Here is a 19,049-nt window from a genome sequence, read left to right as displayed (position 1 = left end):
ACACTTGATACAGCCCTGACACCGCGAACGATGACGCAGCACTCCCAACACCTCGGCCCGAGCGCGCCCACCTCCACGAACGACATCCGGCCGCTGCGCCTGTGCATCGTGGACATGAACAACGGCCACGTGAACCAGGCGATGCGCTGCCTGCGCGGCATGGTGGCGACGTTCTTCGAGCGCGTGCGCCTTTACAACCCGCAGCTCGACTGCCAGCTCGTCGAGGTCTCCCCGCGCGACACGAACAACCCCATCCCGCGCGACTGCGACCTCTACATCGGCACCGGCGGCCCCGGCTCTCCCTTCGACGGCGCGGGTGACCCCTGGACCTTCGACCTCGCCCGCTTCTTCGACGAGACCGTCGAGTCCACGATCAAGGGCGGCGTGGACCAGCGCGCCATGTTCGCCATCTGCCACTCGTTCGAGATGGCCGTGCAGCACTTCGCCTTCGCGAAGATGGCCCCGCGTGTCGATCGCAAGTTCGGGATCATGCCCGTGTACATGACCCCCGCCGGACAGACGCACCCCTTGCTCGCACCCTTTGGCGACCGCCTCTTCGCCTTCGAGCACCGCAACTGGGAGGCGGTCGACCTCGATGAGCGCAAGCTTGCCTCCCTCGGCGGATCCCTCCTTGCTCTTGAGAGCCGCGACGGCATCTCCAAGGGCCGCGCCATCCTCGGCGTCGACATCGCCCCCGGCATCGAAGCCGTGCAGTTCCACCCCGAAGCCGATCGCGCCGGCGTGGTGAACTGGATCTCCCGCCCCGAGCAGGCCGCCGCCTTCAAGGCCACCTACGGCGAGGTCACCTACCAGGCCATGCTCCGCACCCTGGACGATCCCCGCCGCGTCGCCCGCACCTACACCCTGCTCATCCCGGGCTGGCTCACGCGCCGCTTCAACCTCCTCGCCCCTCACCGCGACTACGTCGGCCTCCCCCCTGTCCCCGACGTCATCCCCGAGCGCTTCGCCCCCGGCGGCACCGCCATGAGCGCCACCCCGCCCCGCCCGAGCACCCCTCCCTCCGCCAACCTCGCCGCCCCCTCGGGCGCCTAAGCGCACGTCGCATCGTCACCGCCAGCGCGCGTCTTGCATCCTATCCCGTTGCACGCTGCCTTCTCCTTGAGCGTCACACCCTCGACGTGAGCCTCGATCGCCCGGGCCGACCCATCGCGTGCGTCCCTGCGCGTTGACGCACGGCTGCGTCTTTCGACGCGATGCCTCGTCCTCGGCCTGCATCGAAAGAAGGATCCAGGGGCGGGTAGATCCGGAGGACGTCTCACCTCGGCCGCGCCGCTCCTGACGGGGAGAGTCATCGTGAAGGCAGTTCAGGACCAGGTGCGTGAACTGGTGCGCAGCGTCTGGTCAGGCCATCTCGGCCTGAGTGACGACGCCCCGCTCCTCGAAGGTGGCGTCAACGCCGTCGACCTCCGCACCCTCGCCAACCTCGTCGAGGAACAGTTCATCATCGACGTGCACGAGGACGAGATCGACGACACCCACTTCGGGTCCATCGCCCGCCTCGCCGCCTACGTGAACGCCAAGCTCGCCGCGCTGCAGACCTGCCGCATCGGCTCTGCCATGGTCTGGCACCGTGACATCCCGCGCGACATCCCACCGCTGAGCAGCGAGCTCCTGGTCCCCTCGTCGCGGGACCACGATCCCGACTCGACGGGCACCGAGTCCGCCGCCTGACCGCATCGCACCCGGCCAGACGGCGTCCTTCGACCGGCGCCGCGTCAGGTTGACGTCGCCGGCACCGACGAGGAGGTCTCGACCTCCTCCTCGTCCTCCTCTTCATCCTCGCTGGGCACTGTGCTGTCGCGTGCCAGGTCCGGGAAGATGACGTCCTGCTTCGCCTTGTCGCGCGGGAACTCCGCCCGCACGAGGCCCATCAGCCGGTCCACCTGGCGCGCGTGCTCCGCCCGCTGCGCGACCTCCTCGGTGTAGGCATCCACGTACGCCTTCCTCGCCGCCTCGTACGTCGCTGCCGCCTGCTGCAGGCGCGCAAGCTCCGTCTCGATGCGCGGCACCCACTCCGCCCGGAGCGGCACCATCGCGGGCAGCTTGCTCTTCGCGAACCGGTCGAGCAGCTCCTCGGTCGGCGCGATCTGGGCAGCCCCTTTCGGCGCAACGACCTCCGTCAGCCCCTCCGGAAACAGCGCGATCGTCAGCGGTCCCCGCCGCCCCCCATCCGCGTTCTGCGCCGCGTTGTGGGTCATGCGGATGGCCTGATCCACGTGGTAGTTGCCGAAGCGCACCCGCGCGCGCGCCTGCACCATCGGCTTCCGCCGCGCCTGCCGCTCGAGATGCGCCGTCTCCAGCCCGTCGTTGAGCACCTCGAACGCCGTCGCGAGGGGAGTCGTCTCCGGAAAAGCTCGGAGCCCTGTCTGCAGCCCGATGCCGTAATCGGTGCGGACGGGAGAACCAGCGTTGTTTCTGTACCTTCTCATGATCGTGTCCCTCTCCAGGCACCCGGGACTTACCGCGTGCCCTCAGAGGAAATACGCCTGGCGCCCGCACCCTCATCCCGGCCCTCCCGAACTTTTCTTCTCCGTGAGGATGCTTCCCTGATCGAGGTCAGCACCCAGTTCCGTCGAGAGGAGATCTGGCGCCACCGGAGCCAGCATCCCGTTTCCGTCGAGATGAAATCCGGCAATCTCCGGGCGTCCCAGCGTGGTCTTTGTGCCGACGACCGCTCGTCGTGGGTCAGGTCACGGTGGTCTTTGTGCCGACGACCGCTCGTCGCGGGTCAGGTCACGGTGGTCTTTGTGCCGACGGCCGCTCGTCGCGGGTGGGACACGCCTGAACCGAGACCGTAAGTGCACCGAGCTTCGCGGGTGCTGCGCGATGTTCGCAGGCCATGGACGCCCGGTTCACGCCATCTGCACCGGCACGCAGCGTTCGCACCTCGCAGCGCCTCGCAGCGCTTCGTAAATGAATGTCGAGGTACGCTTCTCAAGGGATGCGCGAGGGGGCCCGACCGCGGTAATGTCCGCTGCTTGTATCGAGCTTGTACTCGGCCGCATGGCCCCGCACACCGTGCGAAGGTCATGTGCCGGCTGAAGGAGCGAGGTTCACGATGACGAAGCTGTACATCACGTTGTTGAGGTCTTCTGTCCTGGCAGCCGCGTTGCTCGCCGGTCTCACCGGCTGTGGCAACACGGTCCTCCAGACCGACCCCGTGGATGGCGACGAGAAGGCAGAACCGGATCCTCCCCCCGAGCCCGACGTGGAGCCCGATCCCCCCCCCGAGCCTGACACGCCCCCCCCCTCGGGCGAGACGTCCCCGAGGAGCGCACCCTCCGACGGCGACGAGCCTCCCGCGGCGAGCGCGCCCGGCGTGAACGCGATGGACTGCAGCAAGCAGGCTGACCTGAACCTGCCCGAAGGTGCCCTGGCCTGCTACGGCGTCTGGGATTACGGCGACGCCTTCGGCAACGACATCGACATGTGCGGCGACTACCTCGCGCCCGAGACGGGCTGCGCCGTGGCCACGCCGGCCTGCGCGAGCGGCCTCGCCAAGTCGAGCCGCGTGGTGTCGATCAGCTCCGCGAGCAGCGAAGAGATCGCGACCATCGCCCAGAACCTCGACGTCACCCCCGCCGTGGTGCGCGAGGAGATGGTGGAAGTCTACGTGTACAACTGCACCAGCTTCTGAGCCCGCGCGACGAGAGCCCACCTCACTCCTGGCTGGCGACCACGCGTGCCGGATACACTGCGTGGTCATGACGACCGAGGTCCACGCGACCCGCGCGCCCGCCTCACGCCTCGTGATTGCTGCCCTCGCCGTGGCCGCCTTGCTCGTCGGCACGACGGCTTGCGGCAGCCGGGTGGAGCTCCCGCTCCCCGACGAGGGTGACGGCAGCGGCACCACGGAGCCGTTCCCCGGCGAGACCCCTCCCTCCGACGAGCCGCCGTCTGACGAGCCTGACGAGCCGCCTCCCGACGAGCCTGACGAGCCGCCCTCGACCACCCCTCCGCACACGAACGCGATGCGCTGCAGCACCCGTCCGTCGCTGAACCTGCCTCCCGGGGAGCTTGCCTGTTACGGCGTGTGGGACTTCGGCGACGCCTTCGGCGACGACGAGGACATGTGCGAGACCGGGGGCATGCCGAAGACGGGCTGCACGGTGAGCACGTCGGCGTGTGCGTCTGGCCTGGCGAGGACCCACGAGGTGGTGACCATCGGCGGCGCGACGGAGGAGAGCCTCGCGACCATCGCGGCGAACCTCGACGTGACCGTGGAGGTGCTGCGCGAGGAGATGGTCTACGTCTGGGTGTACGACTGCATGTGAGATGGGTAGCCGCGACGTCAGCCGCTCAGGGGGCGGGACGTCGATTCTGCGCAACTGGGAGTGCGCTGCACCCGATGGAAGGATCGAGGAGCACTTCCCCCACGCGCGGCGCGTGCAGGGCTGGGCCGCGATCTGCGCGGTCTCCGGCGGGGGGGCTCGTTCGCCATGCCCTCGCTCGAGCACAACGCCCTGGTGCAGCTCTTTCGTGACAGGCCGACGCTCGTCCCGCGGCTGCTGGCGGAGCTGCTGGGGATGGAGATTCCGGAGGGGGCGGCGGTGAGCGTGGTGGAGGCGGGGCTGGATCAGCTCCTTCCCATCGAGTATCGGGCCGATCTGGTGGTCGAGGTGCGGGCGCCGGATGGGGCGCTGGTGCTGGCGGTGGTGGTGGAGGTGCAACTCGCGGAGGATGCCGGGAAGAAGTACTCCTGGCCGGTGTACGCGACGGTGCTGCGCGCACGGAAACGCTGTCCGGCGATCGTGCTGGTGGTGACGCCTTACGAGAACGTGGCTTCGTGGGCGGCAATGCCCATTGCACTGGGCGTGACGCATGGGGACGGTATCGTGCGTCCTCGGGTGCTGGGGCCCGCGCAGCTTCCGCGTATTACGGACAGCGCTGTCGCAGCGTGTGCTCCGGAGCTAGGGGTGCTCTCTGCGCTCGCGCATGGCAATGGGCCGGAGGGGCTCGATGTGATCATGGCGGCGCTGATGGGGCTGGAACGACTCGACGAGGAGAGGGCAGGGGTTTACTTTCATGTGGTGTATGGGGCGCTCCGCGGACCGGTGCGCCGTGCGCTGGAGGCGCTGCTCATGAACAGGGTCGATCTATCCCAGATACCGACGCCGCCGTTCCTGCAAGGACTCGTCGAACGCAGACGCGTGGAGTGGCTGCGGGAAGGCAAGACCGAGGGGCTGCGGGAAGGCAAGGCCGAGGGGCTGCGGGAAGGCAAGGCTGAGGGGCTGCGGGAAGGCAAGGCCGAGGGGCTGCGGGAAGGCAGGGCTGAAGGGCTGCGCGAAGCGCTGATGGAGTTCTGCGCGCGGACAGGGGTGACGCTGACGGCTCCGGCACGGGAGCGCATCGCGGCGTGCAGTGATGCGGACATGCTGAAGCGGTGGATCGACAATGCACTGACGGCCCGCACGGCGGAGGATCTGCTGGCGTAGCGGAAGGGGTGAGCGCGGAAGAGGTGAGCGCGGAAGGGGTGAGCGCGGAGGGGGCGAGCGCGGAGGGGGCGAGCGCGGAGGGGGCGAGCGCGGAGGGGGCGAGCGCGTAGAGGGAGACGGAGAAGGGGCGGGAAGGGGCGAGGGGGGAGGGAAGGAAGGGATTTCTTCCTGGTACGGGTGGCGTCTGGCCCGGACATCGCCTACGCCACGTCGGCGCGCGGGCTGACAGGTCTGGCGCAGCCCAGGAGGACCCCTTCCATGAACCAGCAGGCGCACGATTCCCCGGAGCTCGTCAAGAAGGCCATCCACACCATCCAGATGCTCGCGGTCGATGGGGTGGAGAAGGCGAAGTCGGGGCACCCAGGGACGCCGATGGCGCTCGCGGGGATCGCGTTCGAGATCTTCACGAAGCACCTGCGCTACGACCCGCAGGATCCGTCGTGGCCGGGGCGGGACAGGTTCATCCTGTCGTGCGGGCACGCGAGCATGCTGCTCTACGGGATGCTGCACCTCGCGGGGTACGACCTGCCGATGGAGCAGCTCAAGCAGTTCCGTCAGTTCGGGAGCAAGACGCCGGGACACCCGGAGTCGCACCTGACGGCAGGGGTGGAGACGACGACGGGGCCGCTCGGGCAGGGGATCGCCAGCGCGGTCGGGACCGCGGCGAGCATCAAGATGCTCGGGGCGCGCTTCGACGACGTGGCGTCGATCGCTACGGGGCGGGTGTTCGGGATCGCGTCGGACGGGGACATGATGGAGGGGGTGAGCGGGGAGGCGGGGAGCCTCGCGGCGCACCTCGGGCTCGACAACCTGATCTTCTTCTACGACGACAACAAGATCACCATCGATGGGAAGACGGAGCTCGCGTTCTCGGAGGACGTGGGGCGTCGGTACGAGGCGTACGGCTGGCACGTGCAGCACATCGATGGGCATGATCAGGAGCAGATCCGGAAGGCGCTCGATACGGCCGTGTCGGTGACGGGGAAGCCGAAGCTCATCGTGGCGCGGACGCACATCGGCATCGGGTCGCCGAAGCAGGACAGCGAGAAGGCGCACGGGGAGCCGCTCGGCGAGAAGGACGTGGAGGCGACGAAGAAGGCGATCGGCTGGCCGCTGGAGCCGACGTTCTTCGTGCCGGACGAGGTGCGGGAGATCTTCACGCGGCGCGCGGAGGAGGGGAAGGCGGCGCACGCGGCGTGGAAGAAGGAGCTGGAGAAGCTGCAGAAGGCCGGGGGAGAGAAGGCGGAGCTCTACCGGAAGCTCATGGCGCACGAGGTGCCGGAGAACCTGCTGGAGGAGCTGGTGAAGGTGGTGCCCACCAAGGAGGGCGCGACGCGGGCGCACTCGGGGGCGATCGAGCAGCGGGTGGCGGCGCTGGTGCCTTCGCTGGTCGGGGGATCGGCGGACCTGAACCCGTCGACGAAGACGCTGATCGAGGGGTCGCCGGCGATCGGGAAGGGGAAGTTCGAGGGGCGGAACATCCACTTCGGGATCCGCGAGCACGCGATGGGGGCGTTCGTGAACGGCCTCGCGTCGTCGGATGGGTTCATCCCGTTCGGGTCGACGTTCCTGATCTTCAGCGACTACATGCGGCCGGCGATCCGGATCGCGGCGCTGACGCACCTGCGCTCGCTGTTCATCTTCACGCACGACAGCATCTACCTCGGGGAGGATGGGCCGACGCACCAGCCGGTGGAGCACCTGTGGGCGCTGCGGTTGATCCCCAACGTGGACGTGGTGCGGCCGTGCGATGCGCTGGAGTGCGCGGGGGCGTGGGCGTACGCGATGCAGCGGAAGGATGGGCCGACGGTGCTCGCGCTGACGCGGCAGAAGGTGGCGAACATCGCGCGGGCCGAGGGGTTCGACCCCAAGGTGATGCTGCGGGGGGCGTACACCATCGCGGACGCGAGCGATCCGACGCTGGTGATCGTCGCCACGGGGAGCGAGATCGAGGTGGCGGTGGCGGTGAAGAAGATCCTCGACGGCGAGGGGCAGCGGGTGCGGGTGGTGTCGGCGCTGTGCTGGCAGCAGTTCGAGCGCGAGGACGCGAGCTACCGGGACGCGGTGCTGCCGCCGGGGGTGCGGCGGGTGGTCATCGAGGCCGGGGTGACGTACCCGTGGCACGCGGTGGTGGGGGAGAAGGGGCTCGTCGTGGGGCGCGACGATTTCGGGGCGTCGGCGCCGGACAAGGTGCTCCAGAAGGAGTTCGGGTTCTTGCCGGAGACGGTGGCGGCGCGCATCCGGGGATGAGCCGAGCATGACGGTGGACGGCGGAAGCGCCTCGAGATCTGCGGCGCTCCCGGCGTTTTGTCGTTTTCGCTGCCGGGGTGACCGGCGGGCTCCTCGCCGGCCGCCCGGGCCACATCTGACAGGAAATGTGGGTCCGTGAGGGGTCGGCACCCGGTGGCCTTGCGCCGGGGTGGGCAGGCGGCATATCGTCGCGACAGGGCAGGAAAGATCTGGCGGATGCGTGCTTCCGGTCGTGGAGCGCGGACCGCTCGTAGGATGTGCCATTCAAGCGGGGGAGCGACGCGCGGGGAGTTCGAGCCGGATGAGGGGACACCGATGAGTCAAGCGCGCTCGACCGGCCAGGGCAGTCCGCCTCTCGGCGAAGGCGAGGACGCTGGCGGGGTGCAGCCGCATTCCGAGCAGGATGCCGAGGCACGTCGGGCCGCCGTGGCGCCAACGGAGCCTCCTCCTGCGCCGCTGCACATCGATCCGCCGCCGCTGACAGGCGCCGCGACAGAGACCGATCCGATCGCGGTGGCGCAGGTGCGGGAGGCGGTGCTGAGCGCGCGGTCGCCGCATGCGCACGTGATGCTGGTGGTGTACCACCGGCAAGGCACGGAGACCGTGCGGCTGCAGGAAGGGTCCGGGGTCGTGGTGGGGCGTGATCCGTCGGCGGATCTGGTGATCCCGGAGCGGAGCCTGTCACGCCGGCATGCGCGCTTCACCCTGGAGCGGAGCGACGTGCTCGTGGAGGATCTGGGGTCGACGAACGGGACGTTCCTCGCGGGTCAGCAGATCAAGCGCGGGGTGCTGCGGGCCGGCGAGGAGGTGATGCTCGGGGAGATCACCGCGTCGCTGCGGGTGCTGGCGACGACGGAGACGCCGGTGCTGAACCTGGGGGCGATCGACGCGCTCCGCGGCGTGGTGGATGGGTCCCGGCAGGACGAAGGGGATGGGCGTCCGACAGGGCCGACGCCGCTCGCGGTGCCGCCGCCCGACGATGCGGGGATCGTGATGCGGAGCGCAGTGATGCGGCCGATCATGGAGACCGCGATGCGGCTCGCGCGGTCGAGCGCGCCGGTGCTGATCCAGGGGGAGACGGGCTCCGGGAAGGACATGCTGGCGCGGCTGATCCACGAGGCCGGGCCGCGGCACAAGAAGCCGCTGGTGTGCGTGACGTGCAGCGGGGTGCCGGCGCAACTCCTGGAGAGCATCCTGTTCGGGCACGACGCGGACGGGGCGGCGAGCGGGTCCCTCGGCGCGTCGCAGGTGCAGGAGGGGGTGTTCGAGTCCGCGAACGGTGGGACGGTGCTGCTCGACGAGGTGTCGGACCTGCCGCTGACGGCGCAGGCGGGGCTTCTGCACTTCCTGGAGACGCGGCGGGTGGCGCGGCAGGGATCGAGCCACGAGATGGAGGTGGACGTGCGGGTGCTCGCGACGACCCACCGGGATCTCGAGGCGATGTGCGACGCCGGGACATTCCGGGCCGACCTGTACTACCGGCTGAACGTGGTGCCGCTGCGGGTGCCGCCACTGTGCGAGCGGCGGGAGGACATCGGGCCGCTGGCGATGCGGTTCCTGCAGCACGCGGCGGGGGTGAACCACCGGAGCGTGAAGTCGATCGAGCCGGACGCGATGGAGCTTCTGGAAGCGTACCCGTGGCCGGGGAACGTGCGGGAGCTGCGGAACGTGATCGAGCGGGCGGTGCTGATCACGCAAGGGGACGTGATCACGACGATGGATCTGCCGGACCCGGTGCGGACGGGGACGACGATCCGGAGGACGCCGCGGCCAGGGCCCGACAGGTCGGCGACGGAGCCGCTCCTGCCGACGCCGCCGCCGATGATCGGGCTGAAGGCGCAGATGGACCGGCTGGAAGCAGAGCTGATCCTGGATGCGCTGCGGGCGACGAACGGGAACCTGGCGATGGCCGCGCGGCGACTCCGGATGCCCCTGCGAACGCTGCAGGAAAAGATGACGGTGCACGGGCTACGGCGAGCGGATTACCGCAGCGGCGAGTCCCCGCCTTCCCGCTCCGGCTCCGGCAAATAGGTACTGGTACTGCGTACCCTGGAGCAGGGGCCGCGCGGCCCCTGCTTCAAAGATCGTGGAGGGCGGCGAGGGCGGCGTTGCGGCCGCAGGCGCCGTGGACGCCGGCGCCGGGGTGGGCGTAGGAGGAGCCCAGGTAGAGGCCGCGCACGGGGGTGCGGTGGCGGAACCAGGGGAAGACGGGGCGGAAGAAGAGCTGATGGCGGATGTCAGCAGACCCGCCGCCGAGATCGCCGCCGATAAGGTTGGCGTTGATGGCCTGGAGGTCGGGAGGGGACCAGAGCGCGCGCGCGAGGATGTGGCTGCGGAACCCGGGGGCGAGCTGCTCGATGCGCTGCTCGATGCGGTCGGCGAAGGCCTCGCGGGAGGCTTGCCAGCCGCCGGCGAGGGAGGAGGGCACGCGGGAGTAGGCCCAGAGCGTGTGACGACCGGGAGGGGCGCGGGTCGGGTCGGGGACGGATTGCTGGCCGATGACCAGGTAGGGGTTGTCGGGGAGCGCGCCCGAGCGGACCTGGCGCGTGAAGGTGGACAGATCGTCGAGGCTGTCGCCGGCGTGGATGACGGCGGCGCGGGCGGCGTCTTCGTGGCGCCAGGGCACGGCGGCGTCGAGCGCCCAGTCGATCTTGAAGGTGCCGAAGCCGTGGGGAAAGCGACGCATGGCGCGGCGGATGCGGTCGGGGACGTGGGGCTCGGGCAGCAGATCGAGGAACAGGGTGGGGGCGGCGAGATCGGCGATGATGGCGCGGCCGGCGGGGATTTCCTCGCCGGTGGCGAGGCGGACGGCGACGGCGCGGTTCTGGCGGACCAGGATCTCGGTCACCCGGGCGTTGCAGCGGAGGGTGCCGCCTTTCTCTTCGAGGCGGTGGATGAGGGCGCGGGTGATGGAGCCCGCGCCGCCTTCGGGGACGGGGAAGCCGGCGCTGGAGGCGAGGACGGCGAGCATGAAGCCGACGATGGCGCCGCAGGGATCGTCGGGGCCCACGTCAGTGTGGAGGGCGAGGCCGGGGAGCATGCGGCGGGCGGCTTCGGTGCGGAAGGTGCGCGTGGCGAAGCCGCGGCCGCTGGAGAGGGCCACCTGGGCGAGGCGGAGGAGGTTCAGAGGGCCGAAGCGGAGCATGGGGCCGAGGGCCGGCAGGGTGGAGAGCAGGGCGTCGAGCATCCGGTCGCGCGTGCGGGCGTGCCAGGTGGCGATGCGCTGCCAGGGGGCGGCGTCGGGGCCGAGGGAGGCTGCGGTGAGGGCTGCGTCGCGGGAGATGCTGGCGCAGGTGCCGTCGGGGGCGGGGTGGGCGCTGTCGATGGGGGAGTGGCGCCAGACGAGGCCGGCGCCGGGCAGGTCGAGCGGGACGAAGGCTGGGCTGACCTGCCCGAACGGGAAGAAGGCCGCGCCGAGGTCGTGGTGGAAGCCGGGGAGGGTGGTCTCGCGGGTGCGGACGGCGCCGCCAGGGGTGGGCTCGGCTTCGAGGACGAGCACGGAGAGGCCGGCGCGGGCGAGGTTCACGGCGGCGACGAGGCCGTTGGGGCCGGCGCCGAGGACCAGGGCGTCAGGGGTGCGGGTCACGGCAGGCTCGGGGGGAGGGAGCACGGTGCTGGGTTACCACGGGGGCGAGGACGCGACCGGTGAAGGTTGCACGCGCGTGACGGAGGGGCGGCGCTCGACAGGGGGCGGGGGGACTGATAGGTCCGGCGTGGAGAAGGCAAGGAGAGAGCTGTGGCGAAGAACGAAGCCGCGAAGGGGACTGCGAAGACCGCGATCACACCCACCCGCGCGGAGGATTACCCGGAGTGGTACCAGCAGGTCGTGCGTGCGGCAGACATGGCGGAGAACTCGCCGGTGCGCGGATGCATGGTGATCAAGCCGTGGGGCTACGCCATCTGGGAGAACATCCAGCGCGAGCTCGATACGATGTTCAAGGAGACGGGGCACAAGAACGCCTACTTCCCGCTGTTCATCCCGAAGAGCTTCATGGAGAAGGAGGCGGAGCACGTGGAGGGCTTCGCCAAGGAGTGCGCGGTGGTGACGCACCACCGGCTCGTGGCGGGGCCGAACGGGGGGCTCGTGCCCGACCCGGAGGCGAAGCTCGAGGAGCCACTGATCGTGCGGCCGACGTCGGAGACGATCATCGGGGCGGCGTTCGCGCAGTGGGTGCAGAGCTACCGGGACCTGCCGCTGCTCATCAACCAGTGGGCGAACGTGGTGCGGTGGGAGATGCGGACGCGCCTGTTCCTGCGGACGACGGAGTTCCTGTGGCAGGAGGGGCACACGGCGCACGCCACGGAGGCCGAGGCGCGCGAGGAGACGATGAAGATGCTGGGGGTCTACGCGACGTTCGCGCGGGACTTCATGGCCGTGCCGGTCTTCGAGGGGAAGAAGACGGAGAGCGAGCGGTTCCCGGGAGCGGTGGACACGTTCTGCATCGAGGCGATGATGCAGGACCGGAAGGCGCTGCAGGCGGGGACCTCGCATTTCCTCGGGCAGAACTTCGCGAAGGCGAGCGGGATCCGGTTCCAGACGAAGACGGAGACGGAGGAGTTCGCGTGGACGACGTCGTGGGGGGTGTCGACGCGGCTCGTGGGGGCGATGGTCATGAGCCACGCGGACGATGATGGGCTGGTGCTGCCGCCGCGGCTCGCGCCGACGCACGTGATCCTGCTGCCGGTGTACCGGGGAGACGAGACGCGGGCGCAGGTGGATGCGTACATCGATGCGCTGGCCGCGGAGCTGCGGGGGCAGCGGCTGGGGGAGCGGCGGGTCGAGGTGGAGGTGGATCGGCGGGACATCCGCGGTGGGGACAAGCAGTGGGAGTGGGTGAAAAAGGGGGCGCCGCTGCGGGTGGAGATCGGGCCGCGGGACGTGGAAGGGGGGATGGTGATGGTGGCGCGGCGGGATCGGCCGGTGAAGGAGAAGACGAGCCTGCCGCGGGGGGAGTTCGTGGCGAAGGTGGTGGAGATCCTCGAGGAGATGCAGGCAGGGCTGCTGGCGCGGGCGAGCGCGTTCCGGGACGAGCACACGCACGTCGTGGAGGACAAGGCGGCGTTCGAGGCCTTCTTCAAGGCGAAGGGGGACAAGGAGATCCACGGTGGGTTCGCGCTGGCGCACTGGGCCGGGGATGCGCGGGTCGAGGCGGAGCTGAAGGACCGCTACAAGGTGACGGTGCGGTGCATTCCGAGCGGTGGGTTCGCGGGGGCGCCGTGGGCCGATGCGCTGGTCGGGGAAGGGCGCTGCATCTTCACGGGGCAGCCGAGTCCGCAGCGGGTGGTGTTCGCGAAGTCGTACTGAGCGAGGTCTCGGGGGAGCGAGGTGGCCCGGGGGGGAGGGCCAGGTTCGCAGGTTGCGAGGGGGGGAGGTTCCGAGGCGCTCAGGTGCCCTGCTCGAAGGCGGGCAGGACGTGCTCGGTGAGGATGCTGGGGAGGAGGCGGAGCTGCGCGCAGTGGTCCTCGCGCGTGGCGCCAGCGTAGCCGCGCATGTAGAGGCTGCCGCCGTCGTACATGCGGACGAGACGGAGGGGGTCGCCGTCGTTGGGGGTGACGAGGACGGCGCTCGCGCCGAGCTGGCGGAGGAGGAAGGTGGCGGTCTCCTCGGTGGAGGCGTAGCCGACGGTGGGAACGGTGGTGTGGGTAAGGAAGAGGAGGGGGCCGCCGCGGGTGGCGGCCTGGGCGAGCGAGAGGTAGGGGGCGAGCTGGCCGGGGACGAGCGCGTGCTGGCCAGGGGCGTAGCCGGCATAGAGGGAGTCGAGGAGGACGAGGGCGTCGGGGGAGCGGTCTGCGGTGAGGATGGTGGGGATGGCGCCGGAGCCGGCGCTCCACGAGGAGACGGCGATGCGGCGGGGATGGAGGTCGGGGATGCCGGTGCTCTCGGCGACGGCGTGGTCGATGGTGCCGAGGAGGGTCTTCCAGGAGGTTGCGCGGAGGGCGCGGGCGTAGTCGCTGGAGCGGATGCCTGCGTCGACGACGGCGATGACGAGGCCGAGGTCCAGGGGGGCGACCTCGCGGCGGACGGGTTCGGCGCCGTGGAAGTGGACGAGGAGGTTGTAGCCGGTGCCAGGGGGGATGGCTCCGGGAGGGGGGACGAGGACCTTGCCGAGGGGGAGGGGCTGGTAGGTGCCGTAAGCGCCGAAGCCGCGGTCGGCGAAGCTGCAGCTCGGGTCCATCTCGGGATCGGGGGTGGGGATCCGGTCCGGGGTGGCGCCGCTCGGGAGGGGGGAGGGGGCCCCCACGGGGAGGGCTGCGGTGGGGAGCGCAGGGGTGGGAGGGCGCTCGGAGGCGCGGGGGGTGCTGCGACCCGCGAGGGCCATGAGGACCACGGCGCCGCTGGCGAGGAGCACCAGGGTGTCGCGCGCCTGGCGTTTGCGGGCGCTCAGAACCCGGGGTTGGTCACGCTTGGGACCCACTTCGTCGACGGCTTGGTGGCCGTGGTGCTGCTGGGGGTGGCGGATGGCTTGGTGCTGGTAGGCGGCGCGGAGCGGGGGTCCGGGCGGGCGGAGCGCGCGTCGGCGGGAGCGTCGGGGGTGGGCGAGGGGAGCGCGCTGACGTCGAGCGCGGCAGGCTCCACGCTGGCCGAGGTGGTTGGAGCGGCTGCCGTCTGGGCGAGTGCGGGAGGTGCGGGGTCGAGGGTCGGGGCAGCGGGAGGCGCGGCGGGGGCGGTGGCGGTGTTCTTGGTGCTAAGCACGAAGCCGGCGCCGAGCAATCCCGTCAGGGCGATGGCTGCAGCGGCGACGACCACCACGCCGGAGCGGCGGCGCTTGGCGTTGGGGACCTCGACGGGGAGGTGCGTGGGAGAGGTGAGGACGGCAGAGTCGGCGAGCATCTCCAGGCCGGAGCCGCTGGGGCGGGGCGGGGGGAAGTCTCTGCCAACGCCGGAGCGCATCTGCGTGAGCACGAGTTCGCTCACGTTCTCGTGGACGAGGGGGCCTTCGGAGAGCGTCGGGGTGGTCGCGCGCTCGTCGAGGAGGCGAACGGCGTCGCGGAGCTGGGCGCGGCGCTTCTGGCCGCGGTCGCCCATCAGGGTGCGGACGAAGGTGGCGACGTCCTCGTCGGTGGTGGCGCCTTCGCCGATGAGGACCTCCTGCACTGCGCGCTCCATCTCGAGCATGGTGCTGTAGCGCTTGTCAGGGTCTTTCTGGAGGCACTTCAGCAGCACCTGCTCGAGGTTGGCAGGGTAGCGGGGGTTGCGCGCACGGGGGGGGAGCACCGGCTGGGAGATGATCTTCGTCATGGTGGCGAGGTCGGTATCGCCAGCGAAGGGGTGAATGCCGGTGGTGAGCTTGTAGAGGACGATCCCCATCGCGAAGATGTCGGTGCGCCGATCGACGTTGCCCCCCTTGGCCTGTTCGGGAGACATGTACGGGATCTTCCCTTTGAGCTGTCCCGCGGAGGTCTCGCCGCCAGCGCGGTTCGTGGCCTTGGCGACGCCGAAATCCACGAGCTTCACGCGGCCGTCGTAGGTGACGAGGATGTTCTGGGGCGAGACGTCGCGGTGGACGATGCCGAGCGGCTGGTCGTTTTCGTCGGCGAGCTCGTGGGCGGCGTGGAGGCCCATGCAAGCTTGCGCGGCGATGCGGAGGCAGATGCGCGGGGGGATGAGGATGTCGCTCTTTTTGGAGGCGCGGGCGAGGACGGAGAGGGCTTCGCCGTCGATCCACTCCATGACGATGTAGAGGATGTCGTCCTGCTCGCCGAGGTCGAGGATCTCGGCGACGTTGGGGTGGTGGATGCGCGCCGCGAGCGCCGCTTCGTCGAGGAACATCCGCTCGAACATCGCGTCGTCCGAGAGGGCGGGGAGCATCGTCTTGATGGCGACCGTCTTCTGGAAGCCGCGTGAACCTTTCTGCCTGGCTGCCCAGACAGTGGCCATTCCACCCTGCGCAACGGGCAGGAGGAGCTCGTAGCGTCCCAGCTCCTTCCCTGGCGCTAGACTCTGGCTGGTGCTCATCGGGGCTTCGAGGGGGAGGACCCGGCTCGGCGAGAGGTACGCCGTGGCGTCAGGCCTCGCGCAGCAGGATACATCATGCGTCGGGATGACGGCATGAAGAGCTTACATGGGCTGGCCAGATCGACCAACGTTTGAAGGGAGGCGCGAAGGAGGGAGTTGCGGCCGAGCTCGGGCCCGATCAGGCGTCGGGCGGCACGGCACCGAAGAGCTGCTGGTAGATGGTGAGCAGCTTCTGCTTCGTCTCTCCCGTGAAGCCGTTCGTGGGGTATGGCCACCGGAAGCCGTCACCGACCGCCTGGTTGCAGGAGAGGGAGATGAGCAGCTCGACGGGGACCGGGCTGGTCGGCCTCTGCATGGAGATGGCGAGACCCGGAGAGAAGCAGTTCCCCTTGTCGGCCGAGAAGCTGTCCTCGTCGCCGAAGATGTCGAGAATCTGCTCGCGGAGCTCCTCGTCGGCCGCGTCGGTCGTGAGCTGCCGCGAGGTGGCAATGACGTAGGTGTTCTTGAACAGGGGAGGAGGGGTGACGGCAGTCGGGGTGGTCGTCTGCGGCTGGCCAGGGATGAGGCCAGGCGGGATCAGGCCGGGGAGCGCTTGCTGCAAGCCCTGCATGGCCTGCTGGCCCATCTGCTGGAGCTCGGGGGGGATGGTGAGGCCAGGGATGAGCTGGGGAAGGCCCGTGGCCGCGGTCGTGGTCGCGACAGCGGTCGGGGTGTACTGGCCCTGGAGCCGGAGGACCGTGATCGACGCCTCATCCATTTCGTTGAACGGCGCAGTGCGCGACGCGCAGCCGAAGAGGGTGGGGGCGAGCAAAGCGAGCGCTGCAGACTTCCAGAAGTTGGGCTTCATGTTTCTATAGACGAAGCCCTAGCACGCCTATGCACTGGCTGGGAGCGTCTACATCGTGCTGGCGCCGAACTCGTAGAGGCTGCGGATCTGGTCGACCCGCTGCGCGACGTCTTCGCGGGTGATGGTGGCAATGCGCTGGGTGCCCACGGCTTCGACGCAGAAAGAGGCGGTCGCGGTGGCGTGGAGCATGGCGCGGCGAAGAGAGAGGGCCGAGATCTGTTGCTGGTTGGACAGATATCCGAGGAGGCCGCCGGCGAAAGAATCACCCGCTCCGGTCGGATCGATCACGTCTTCGAGGGGGAAGCCCGGAGCAGCAAAGATGCCGTCCTCGTCGAAGAGGAGCGCTCCGTGCTCCCCGCGCTTGATGATGACTCGACGGGGGCCACGGGTGAGGATGTCCCGGGCTGCGCGGCGGATGTTGTAGATGCCGGAGAGCTGGCGGGCTTCCTCGTCGTTCACCACGAGCGTGTCGATCCTGCGCAGCATGGACGCAAGGATCTGGGGTTCGCCGGAGATCCAGAAGTTCATCGTGTCCGCCACGACGAACAGGGGGGCGCGGGTCTGCTCGAGGACATCGAGCTGGAGCGCGGGGTGGTTGTTCCCGAGGAGGACGAAGGGGGTGTCGCGGTACAGCTCGGGAAGCTTGGGGTTGAACGAGGCGAAGACGTTGAGCTGGGTGTCCAGGGTGGTGCGGTGGATCAGGTCGGTGTCGTAGCGCCCTGCCCAGCGGAAGGTCTTGCCAGAGGCCCGCTCCACGCCGTCGACATCGATGCCACGGCCGCGCATCGTTCCCAGCATCTCCTCCGGGAAGTCGTCACCCACGACGGCAACCACCCGCACGGGGGCGAAGACCGAGGCGGCGAAGGCCGAGTACGTGGCAGAGCCTCCGACGACGTTGTGTGCGCTGCCGGTCGGGAGCTCGAGGTCGTCGAAGGCCATCGAGCCGATGATCAGGATGGGAGATGCGCTGGTCACGATGAGACTCCTGCAGGGGTTTTCACAGAGCGGCTGCCAGTCATGCGCGGCGGCCGAGTAGCCACTCGAGGCGGGCGCGCGCGTCGGGTCCGGTCGCGGGGGCCGTGGTGATGATGGCGCGCTTCAAGGCGTGCTGGGCGGGGCTCGTGGACACGTCAGGCAAGGTGTGGGCGAGTGCCCGGGCGATCTCGCGGGCATGGCCGACGGTGCGGTTCAGGACCTCGACGACGGCCTCCATGCTCACCGCTTCCTTGTCGGCGCTCCAGCAATCGTAGTCGGTGACCAGCGCCAGGGTGACGTAGGGCAGCTCGGCTTCGCGCGCGAGCTTCGCTTCGGGCATGTTGGTCATCCCGATGACGTGGGCTCCCCAGCCGCGGTAAATCTGACTCTCGGCGCGGCTGGAAAACTGGGGGCCCTCGATGCACACGTACGTGCCACCCTTGTGCACCTGCACCGAGCTGCTCTGGGCAGCTTGCTGGACGGCATCCGCAAGGATCGGGCACGTGGGATCGGCGAAAGCGACGTGCGCCACGATGCCTTCATCGAAGAAGGTGGAGGTGCGGCGCTTCGTGAGATCGACGAACTGGTCGACGATGACGAGGCTTCCGGGGGCGATCTCCTCGCGCAGCGAGCCCACGGCGCTCACGCTGAGTACGTGCGTAGCCCCCAGCATTTTCAAGGCGCAGATGTTCGCCCGGTAGTTGATGGTCGAGGGGGAGAAGCGGTGGCCACGGCCGTGCCTCGGGATGAACAGGACCGTCGCTTCGCCATCGCGCACCCGACCACGGAGGATGGCGTCGCTCGGGAGACCGTAGGGGGTGGCGACCGAGACTTCCTCGATGTCTTCCAGCCAGCCCATCTCGTAGAGGCCGCTGCCGCCGATGATCGCGAGCGTCTGGGCCTTCATCGCTCCCCCCGTCGTTCGGCGAGCAGGCGCTCGCAGAGACCCGAGCGTCTGGGCCGTCGGCAGCGCTCCGCGAAGACAATGGCGCGGAGCTGTTCGTAGGCCTGGTCGACGTCGTCGTTCACGATCACGTAATCGAAGAAGCCGTAGTGCTCGATCTCGCCGCGGGCGTTCTGGAGGCGGCGGAGAGTCGCCTGTTCATCTTCGGTCCCGCGTCCCCGCAAGCGTCTTTCGAGTTCCGCCATGGAAGGGGGAAGGATGAACACGCACACAGCCTCCGAGAGGGCCGCGCGGATTTGCCGGGCACCCTGGTGATCGATGTCGAACAGGATGCCGCGCGCGCTCCCGCGGGCGATCTCGATCTCGTTCAGGCTCGTCCCGTAGAGGTGGCCGTGGACTCGGGCCCACTCCGCGAAGGCATTGTCGCGGACCATGTGCTCGAAGTGCTGCGTATCCACGAAGTGGTACTCGCGACCATCGACCTCGGTGGGCCTCGGCTTGCGGGTGGTGTGTGACACCGAGAACCGCAACTCCGGGAACTCTTTCCTGAGGCGGGTGCACAAGGTCGTCTTCCCGGCGCCGGAGGGGGACGAGACGATCAAAAGGAGAAAACCGTCGTCTGCACCTTCGCTCGACATGCTGTCCCTCGTCACGCGATCC

Annotated in this window: 16 protein-coding genes; 8 read left to right on the top strand and 8 right to left on the bottom strand. The window is 69.5% G+C overall.

Annotated elements, in window-relative coordinates:
- The first annotated feature begins 30 nt into the window (after positions 1–30).
- A complete protein-coding gene (locus CAP_RS05150) occupies positions 31–1,053 on the top strand; it encodes a type 1 glutamine amidotransferase family protein (protein ID WP_231511098.1) in 1,023 nt (340 codons plus the stop codon).
- 261 nt (positions 1,054–1,314) lie between these two features.
- On the top strand, positions 1,315–1,692 hold the full coding sequence (locus CAP_RS05145) for a hypothetical protein (protein ID WP_044236717.1): 378 nt from the start codon (positions 1,315–1,317) through the stop codon (positions 1,690–1,692).
- Positions 1,693–1,736: 44 nt separating this feature from the next.
- Here CAP_RS05145 and CAP_RS05140 read toward each other — a convergent pair whose 3' ends face one another.
- A complete protein-coding gene (locus CAP_RS05140; protein ID WP_044236714.1) occupies positions 1,737–2,450 on the bottom strand; it encodes a hypothetical protein in 714 nt (237 codons plus the stop codon).
- Positions 2,451–3,079: 629 nt separating this feature from the next.
- On the opposite strand from CAP_RS05140, the gene CAP_RS05135 reads away from it, so the two are divergent.
- The 5 genes from CAP_RS05135 to CAP_RS05115 all read left to right on the top strand — a co-directional run bounded on the left by CAP_RS05135 (position 3,080) and on the right by CAP_RS05115 (position 9,737).
- Positions 3,080–3,658 (top strand): hypothetical protein, encoded by a 579-nt coding sequence (locus tag CAP_RS05135; RefSeq protein WP_044236713.1) that lies wholly within the window; start codon positions 3,080–3,082, stop codon positions 3,656–3,658.
- A 67-nt stretch (positions 3,659–3,725) separates the two neighbouring features.
- On the top strand, positions 3,726–4,295 hold the full coding sequence (locus CAP_RS51900) for a hypothetical protein (protein ID WP_044236712.1): 570 nt from the start codon (positions 3,726–3,728) through the stop codon (positions 4,293–4,295).
- A 165-nt stretch (positions 4,296–4,460) separates the two neighbouring features.
- Positions 4,461–5,456, top strand: a complete 996-nt coding sequence (locus CAP_RS05125; RefSeq protein ID WP_044236709.1) for a FliH/SctL family protein — start codon at positions 4,461–4,463, stop codon at positions 5,454–5,456.
- A gap of 258 nt (positions 5,457–5,714) precedes the next feature.
- Positions 5,715–7,706, top strand: a complete 1,992-nt coding sequence (gene tkt / locus CAP_RS05120; protein ID WP_044236706.1) for a transketolase — start codon at positions 5,715–5,717, stop codon at positions 7,704–7,706.
- 315 nt (positions 7,707–8,021) lie between these two features.
- Positions 8,022–9,737: a sigma 54-interacting transcriptional regulator gene (locus tag CAP_RS05115; protein ID WP_052374194.1), complete on the top strand. Its 1,716-nt coding sequence runs from the start codon at positions 8,022–8,024 to the stop codon at positions 9,735–9,737.
- A 46-nt stretch (positions 9,738–9,783) separates the two neighbouring features.
- Here CAP_RS05115 and CAP_RS54860 read toward each other — a convergent pair whose 3' ends face one another.
- Positions 9,784–11,316 (bottom strand): phytoene desaturase family protein, encoded by a 1,533-nt coding sequence (locus CAP_RS54860; protein WP_269324131.1) that lies wholly within the window; start codon positions 11,314–11,316, stop codon positions 9,784–9,786.
- Between the two features lie 126 nt (positions 11,317–11,442).
- Here CAP_RS54860 and proS point away from each other — a divergent pair, with 126 nt between their 5' ends.
- Complete coding sequence (proS, locus tag CAP_RS05105) at positions 11,443–13,011, top strand: proline--tRNA ligase (RefSeq protein WP_044236705.1); 1,569 nt, start codon at positions 11,443–11,445, stop codon at positions 13,009–13,011.
- 79 nt (positions 13,012–13,090) lie between these two features.
- Here the strand turns inward: proS and CAP_RS05100 are convergent, their stop codons facing one another.
- From CAP_RS05100 to gmk, 6 genes are all read right to left on the bottom strand, one after another.
- Positions 13,091–14,122, bottom strand: coding sequence for a hypothetical protein (locus CAP_RS05100; protein ID WP_044236703.1), 1,032 nt, complete (start codon positions 14,120–14,122; stop codon positions 13,091–13,093).
- Positions 14,089–15,663, bottom strand: a complete 1,575-nt coding sequence (locus tag CAP_RS43760; RefSeq protein ID WP_052374192.1) for a serine/threonine protein kinase — start codon at positions 15,661–15,663, stop codon at positions 14,089–14,091. The genes CAP_RS05100 and CAP_RS43760 overlap by 34 nt, the downstream gene beginning before the upstream one ends.
- Positions 15,664–15,841: 178 nt before the next feature.
- Positions 15,842–16,510 (bottom strand): hypothetical protein, encoded by a 669-nt coding sequence (locus tag CAP_RS05090; protein WP_044236701.1) that lies wholly within the window; start codon positions 16,508–16,510, stop codon positions 15,842–15,844.
- Positions 16,511–16,558: 48 nt separating this feature from the next.
- Positions 16,559–17,485: a PfkB family carbohydrate kinase gene (locus tag CAP_RS05085; RefSeq protein ID WP_044236700.1), complete on the bottom strand. Its 927-nt coding sequence runs from the start codon at positions 17,483–17,485 to the stop codon at positions 16,559–16,561.
- A 40-nt stretch (positions 17,486–17,525) separates the two neighbouring features.
- On the bottom strand, positions 17,526–18,392 hold the full coding sequence (gene mtnP, locus CAP_RS05080; protein ID WP_044236699.1) for an S-methyl-5'-thioadenosine phosphorylase: 867 nt from the start codon (positions 18,390–18,392) through the stop codon (positions 17,526–17,528).
- Positions 18,389–19,027: a guanylate kinase gene (gene gmk / locus CAP_RS05075; protein ID WP_044236878.1), complete on the bottom strand. Its 639-nt coding sequence runs from the start codon at positions 19,025–19,027 to the stop codon at positions 18,389–18,391. Before gmk ends, mtnP begins: the two co-directional genes overlap by 4 nt.
- Between the last annotated feature and the right edge of the window lie 22 nt (positions 19,028–19,049).

Source organism: Chondromyces apiculatus DSM 436 (assembly GCF_000601485.1).
GTDB classification, from domain to species: Bacteria; Myxococcota_A; Polyangia; order Polyangiales; family Polyangiaceae; genus Chondromyces; species Chondromyces apiculatus.
This window is presented reverse-complemented; position numbering and strand designations above follow the sequence as displayed.

Excerpts from the sequence above, each read along its gene's own strand:
- CAP_RS05150 (WP_231511098.1), top strand. The coding sequence starts at position 31 with ATGACGCAGCACTCCCAACACCTCGGCCCGAGCGCGCCCACCTCCACG.
- CAP_RS05140 (WP_044236714.1), bottom strand. The coding sequence starts at position 2,450 with ATGAGAAGGTACAGAAACAACGCTGGTTCTCCCGTCCGCACCGATTAC.
- CAP_RS05135 (WP_044236713.1), top strand. The coding sequence starts at position 3,080 with ATGACGAAGCTGTACATCACGTTGTTGAGGTCTTCTGTCCTGGCAGCC.
- CAP_RS51900 (WP_044236712.1), top strand. The coding sequence starts at position 3,726 with ATGACGACCGAGGTCCACGCGACCCGCGCGCCCGCCTCACGCCTCGTG.
- CAP_RS05125 (WP_044236709.1), top strand. The coding sequence starts at position 4,461 with ATGCCCTCGCTCGAGCACAACGCCCTGGTGCAGCTCTTTCGTGACAGG.
- tkt (WP_044236706.1), top strand. The coding sequence starts at position 5,715 with ATGAACCAGCAGGCGCACGATTCCCCGGAGCTCGTCAAGAAGGCCATC.
- CAP_RS05115 (WP_052374194.1), top strand. The coding sequence starts at position 8,022 with ATGAGTCAAGCGCGCTCGACCGGCCAGGGCAGTCCGCCTCTCGGCGAA.
- CAP_RS43760 (WP_052374192.1), bottom strand. The coding sequence starts at position 15,663 with ATGAGCACCAGCCAGAGTCTAGCGCCAGGGAAGGAGCTGGGACGCTAC.
- CAP_RS05090 (WP_044236701.1), bottom strand. The coding sequence starts at position 16,510 with ATGAAGCCCAACTTCTGGAAGTCTGCAGCGCTCGCTTTGCTCGCCCCC.
- mtnP (WP_044236699.1), bottom strand. The coding sequence starts at position 18,392 with ATGAAGGCCCAGACGCTCGCGATCATCGGCGGCAGCGGCCTCTACGAG.
- gmk (WP_044236878.1), bottom strand. The coding sequence starts at position 19,027 with ATGTCGAGCGAAGGTGCAGACGACGGTTTTCTCCTTTTGATCGTCTCG.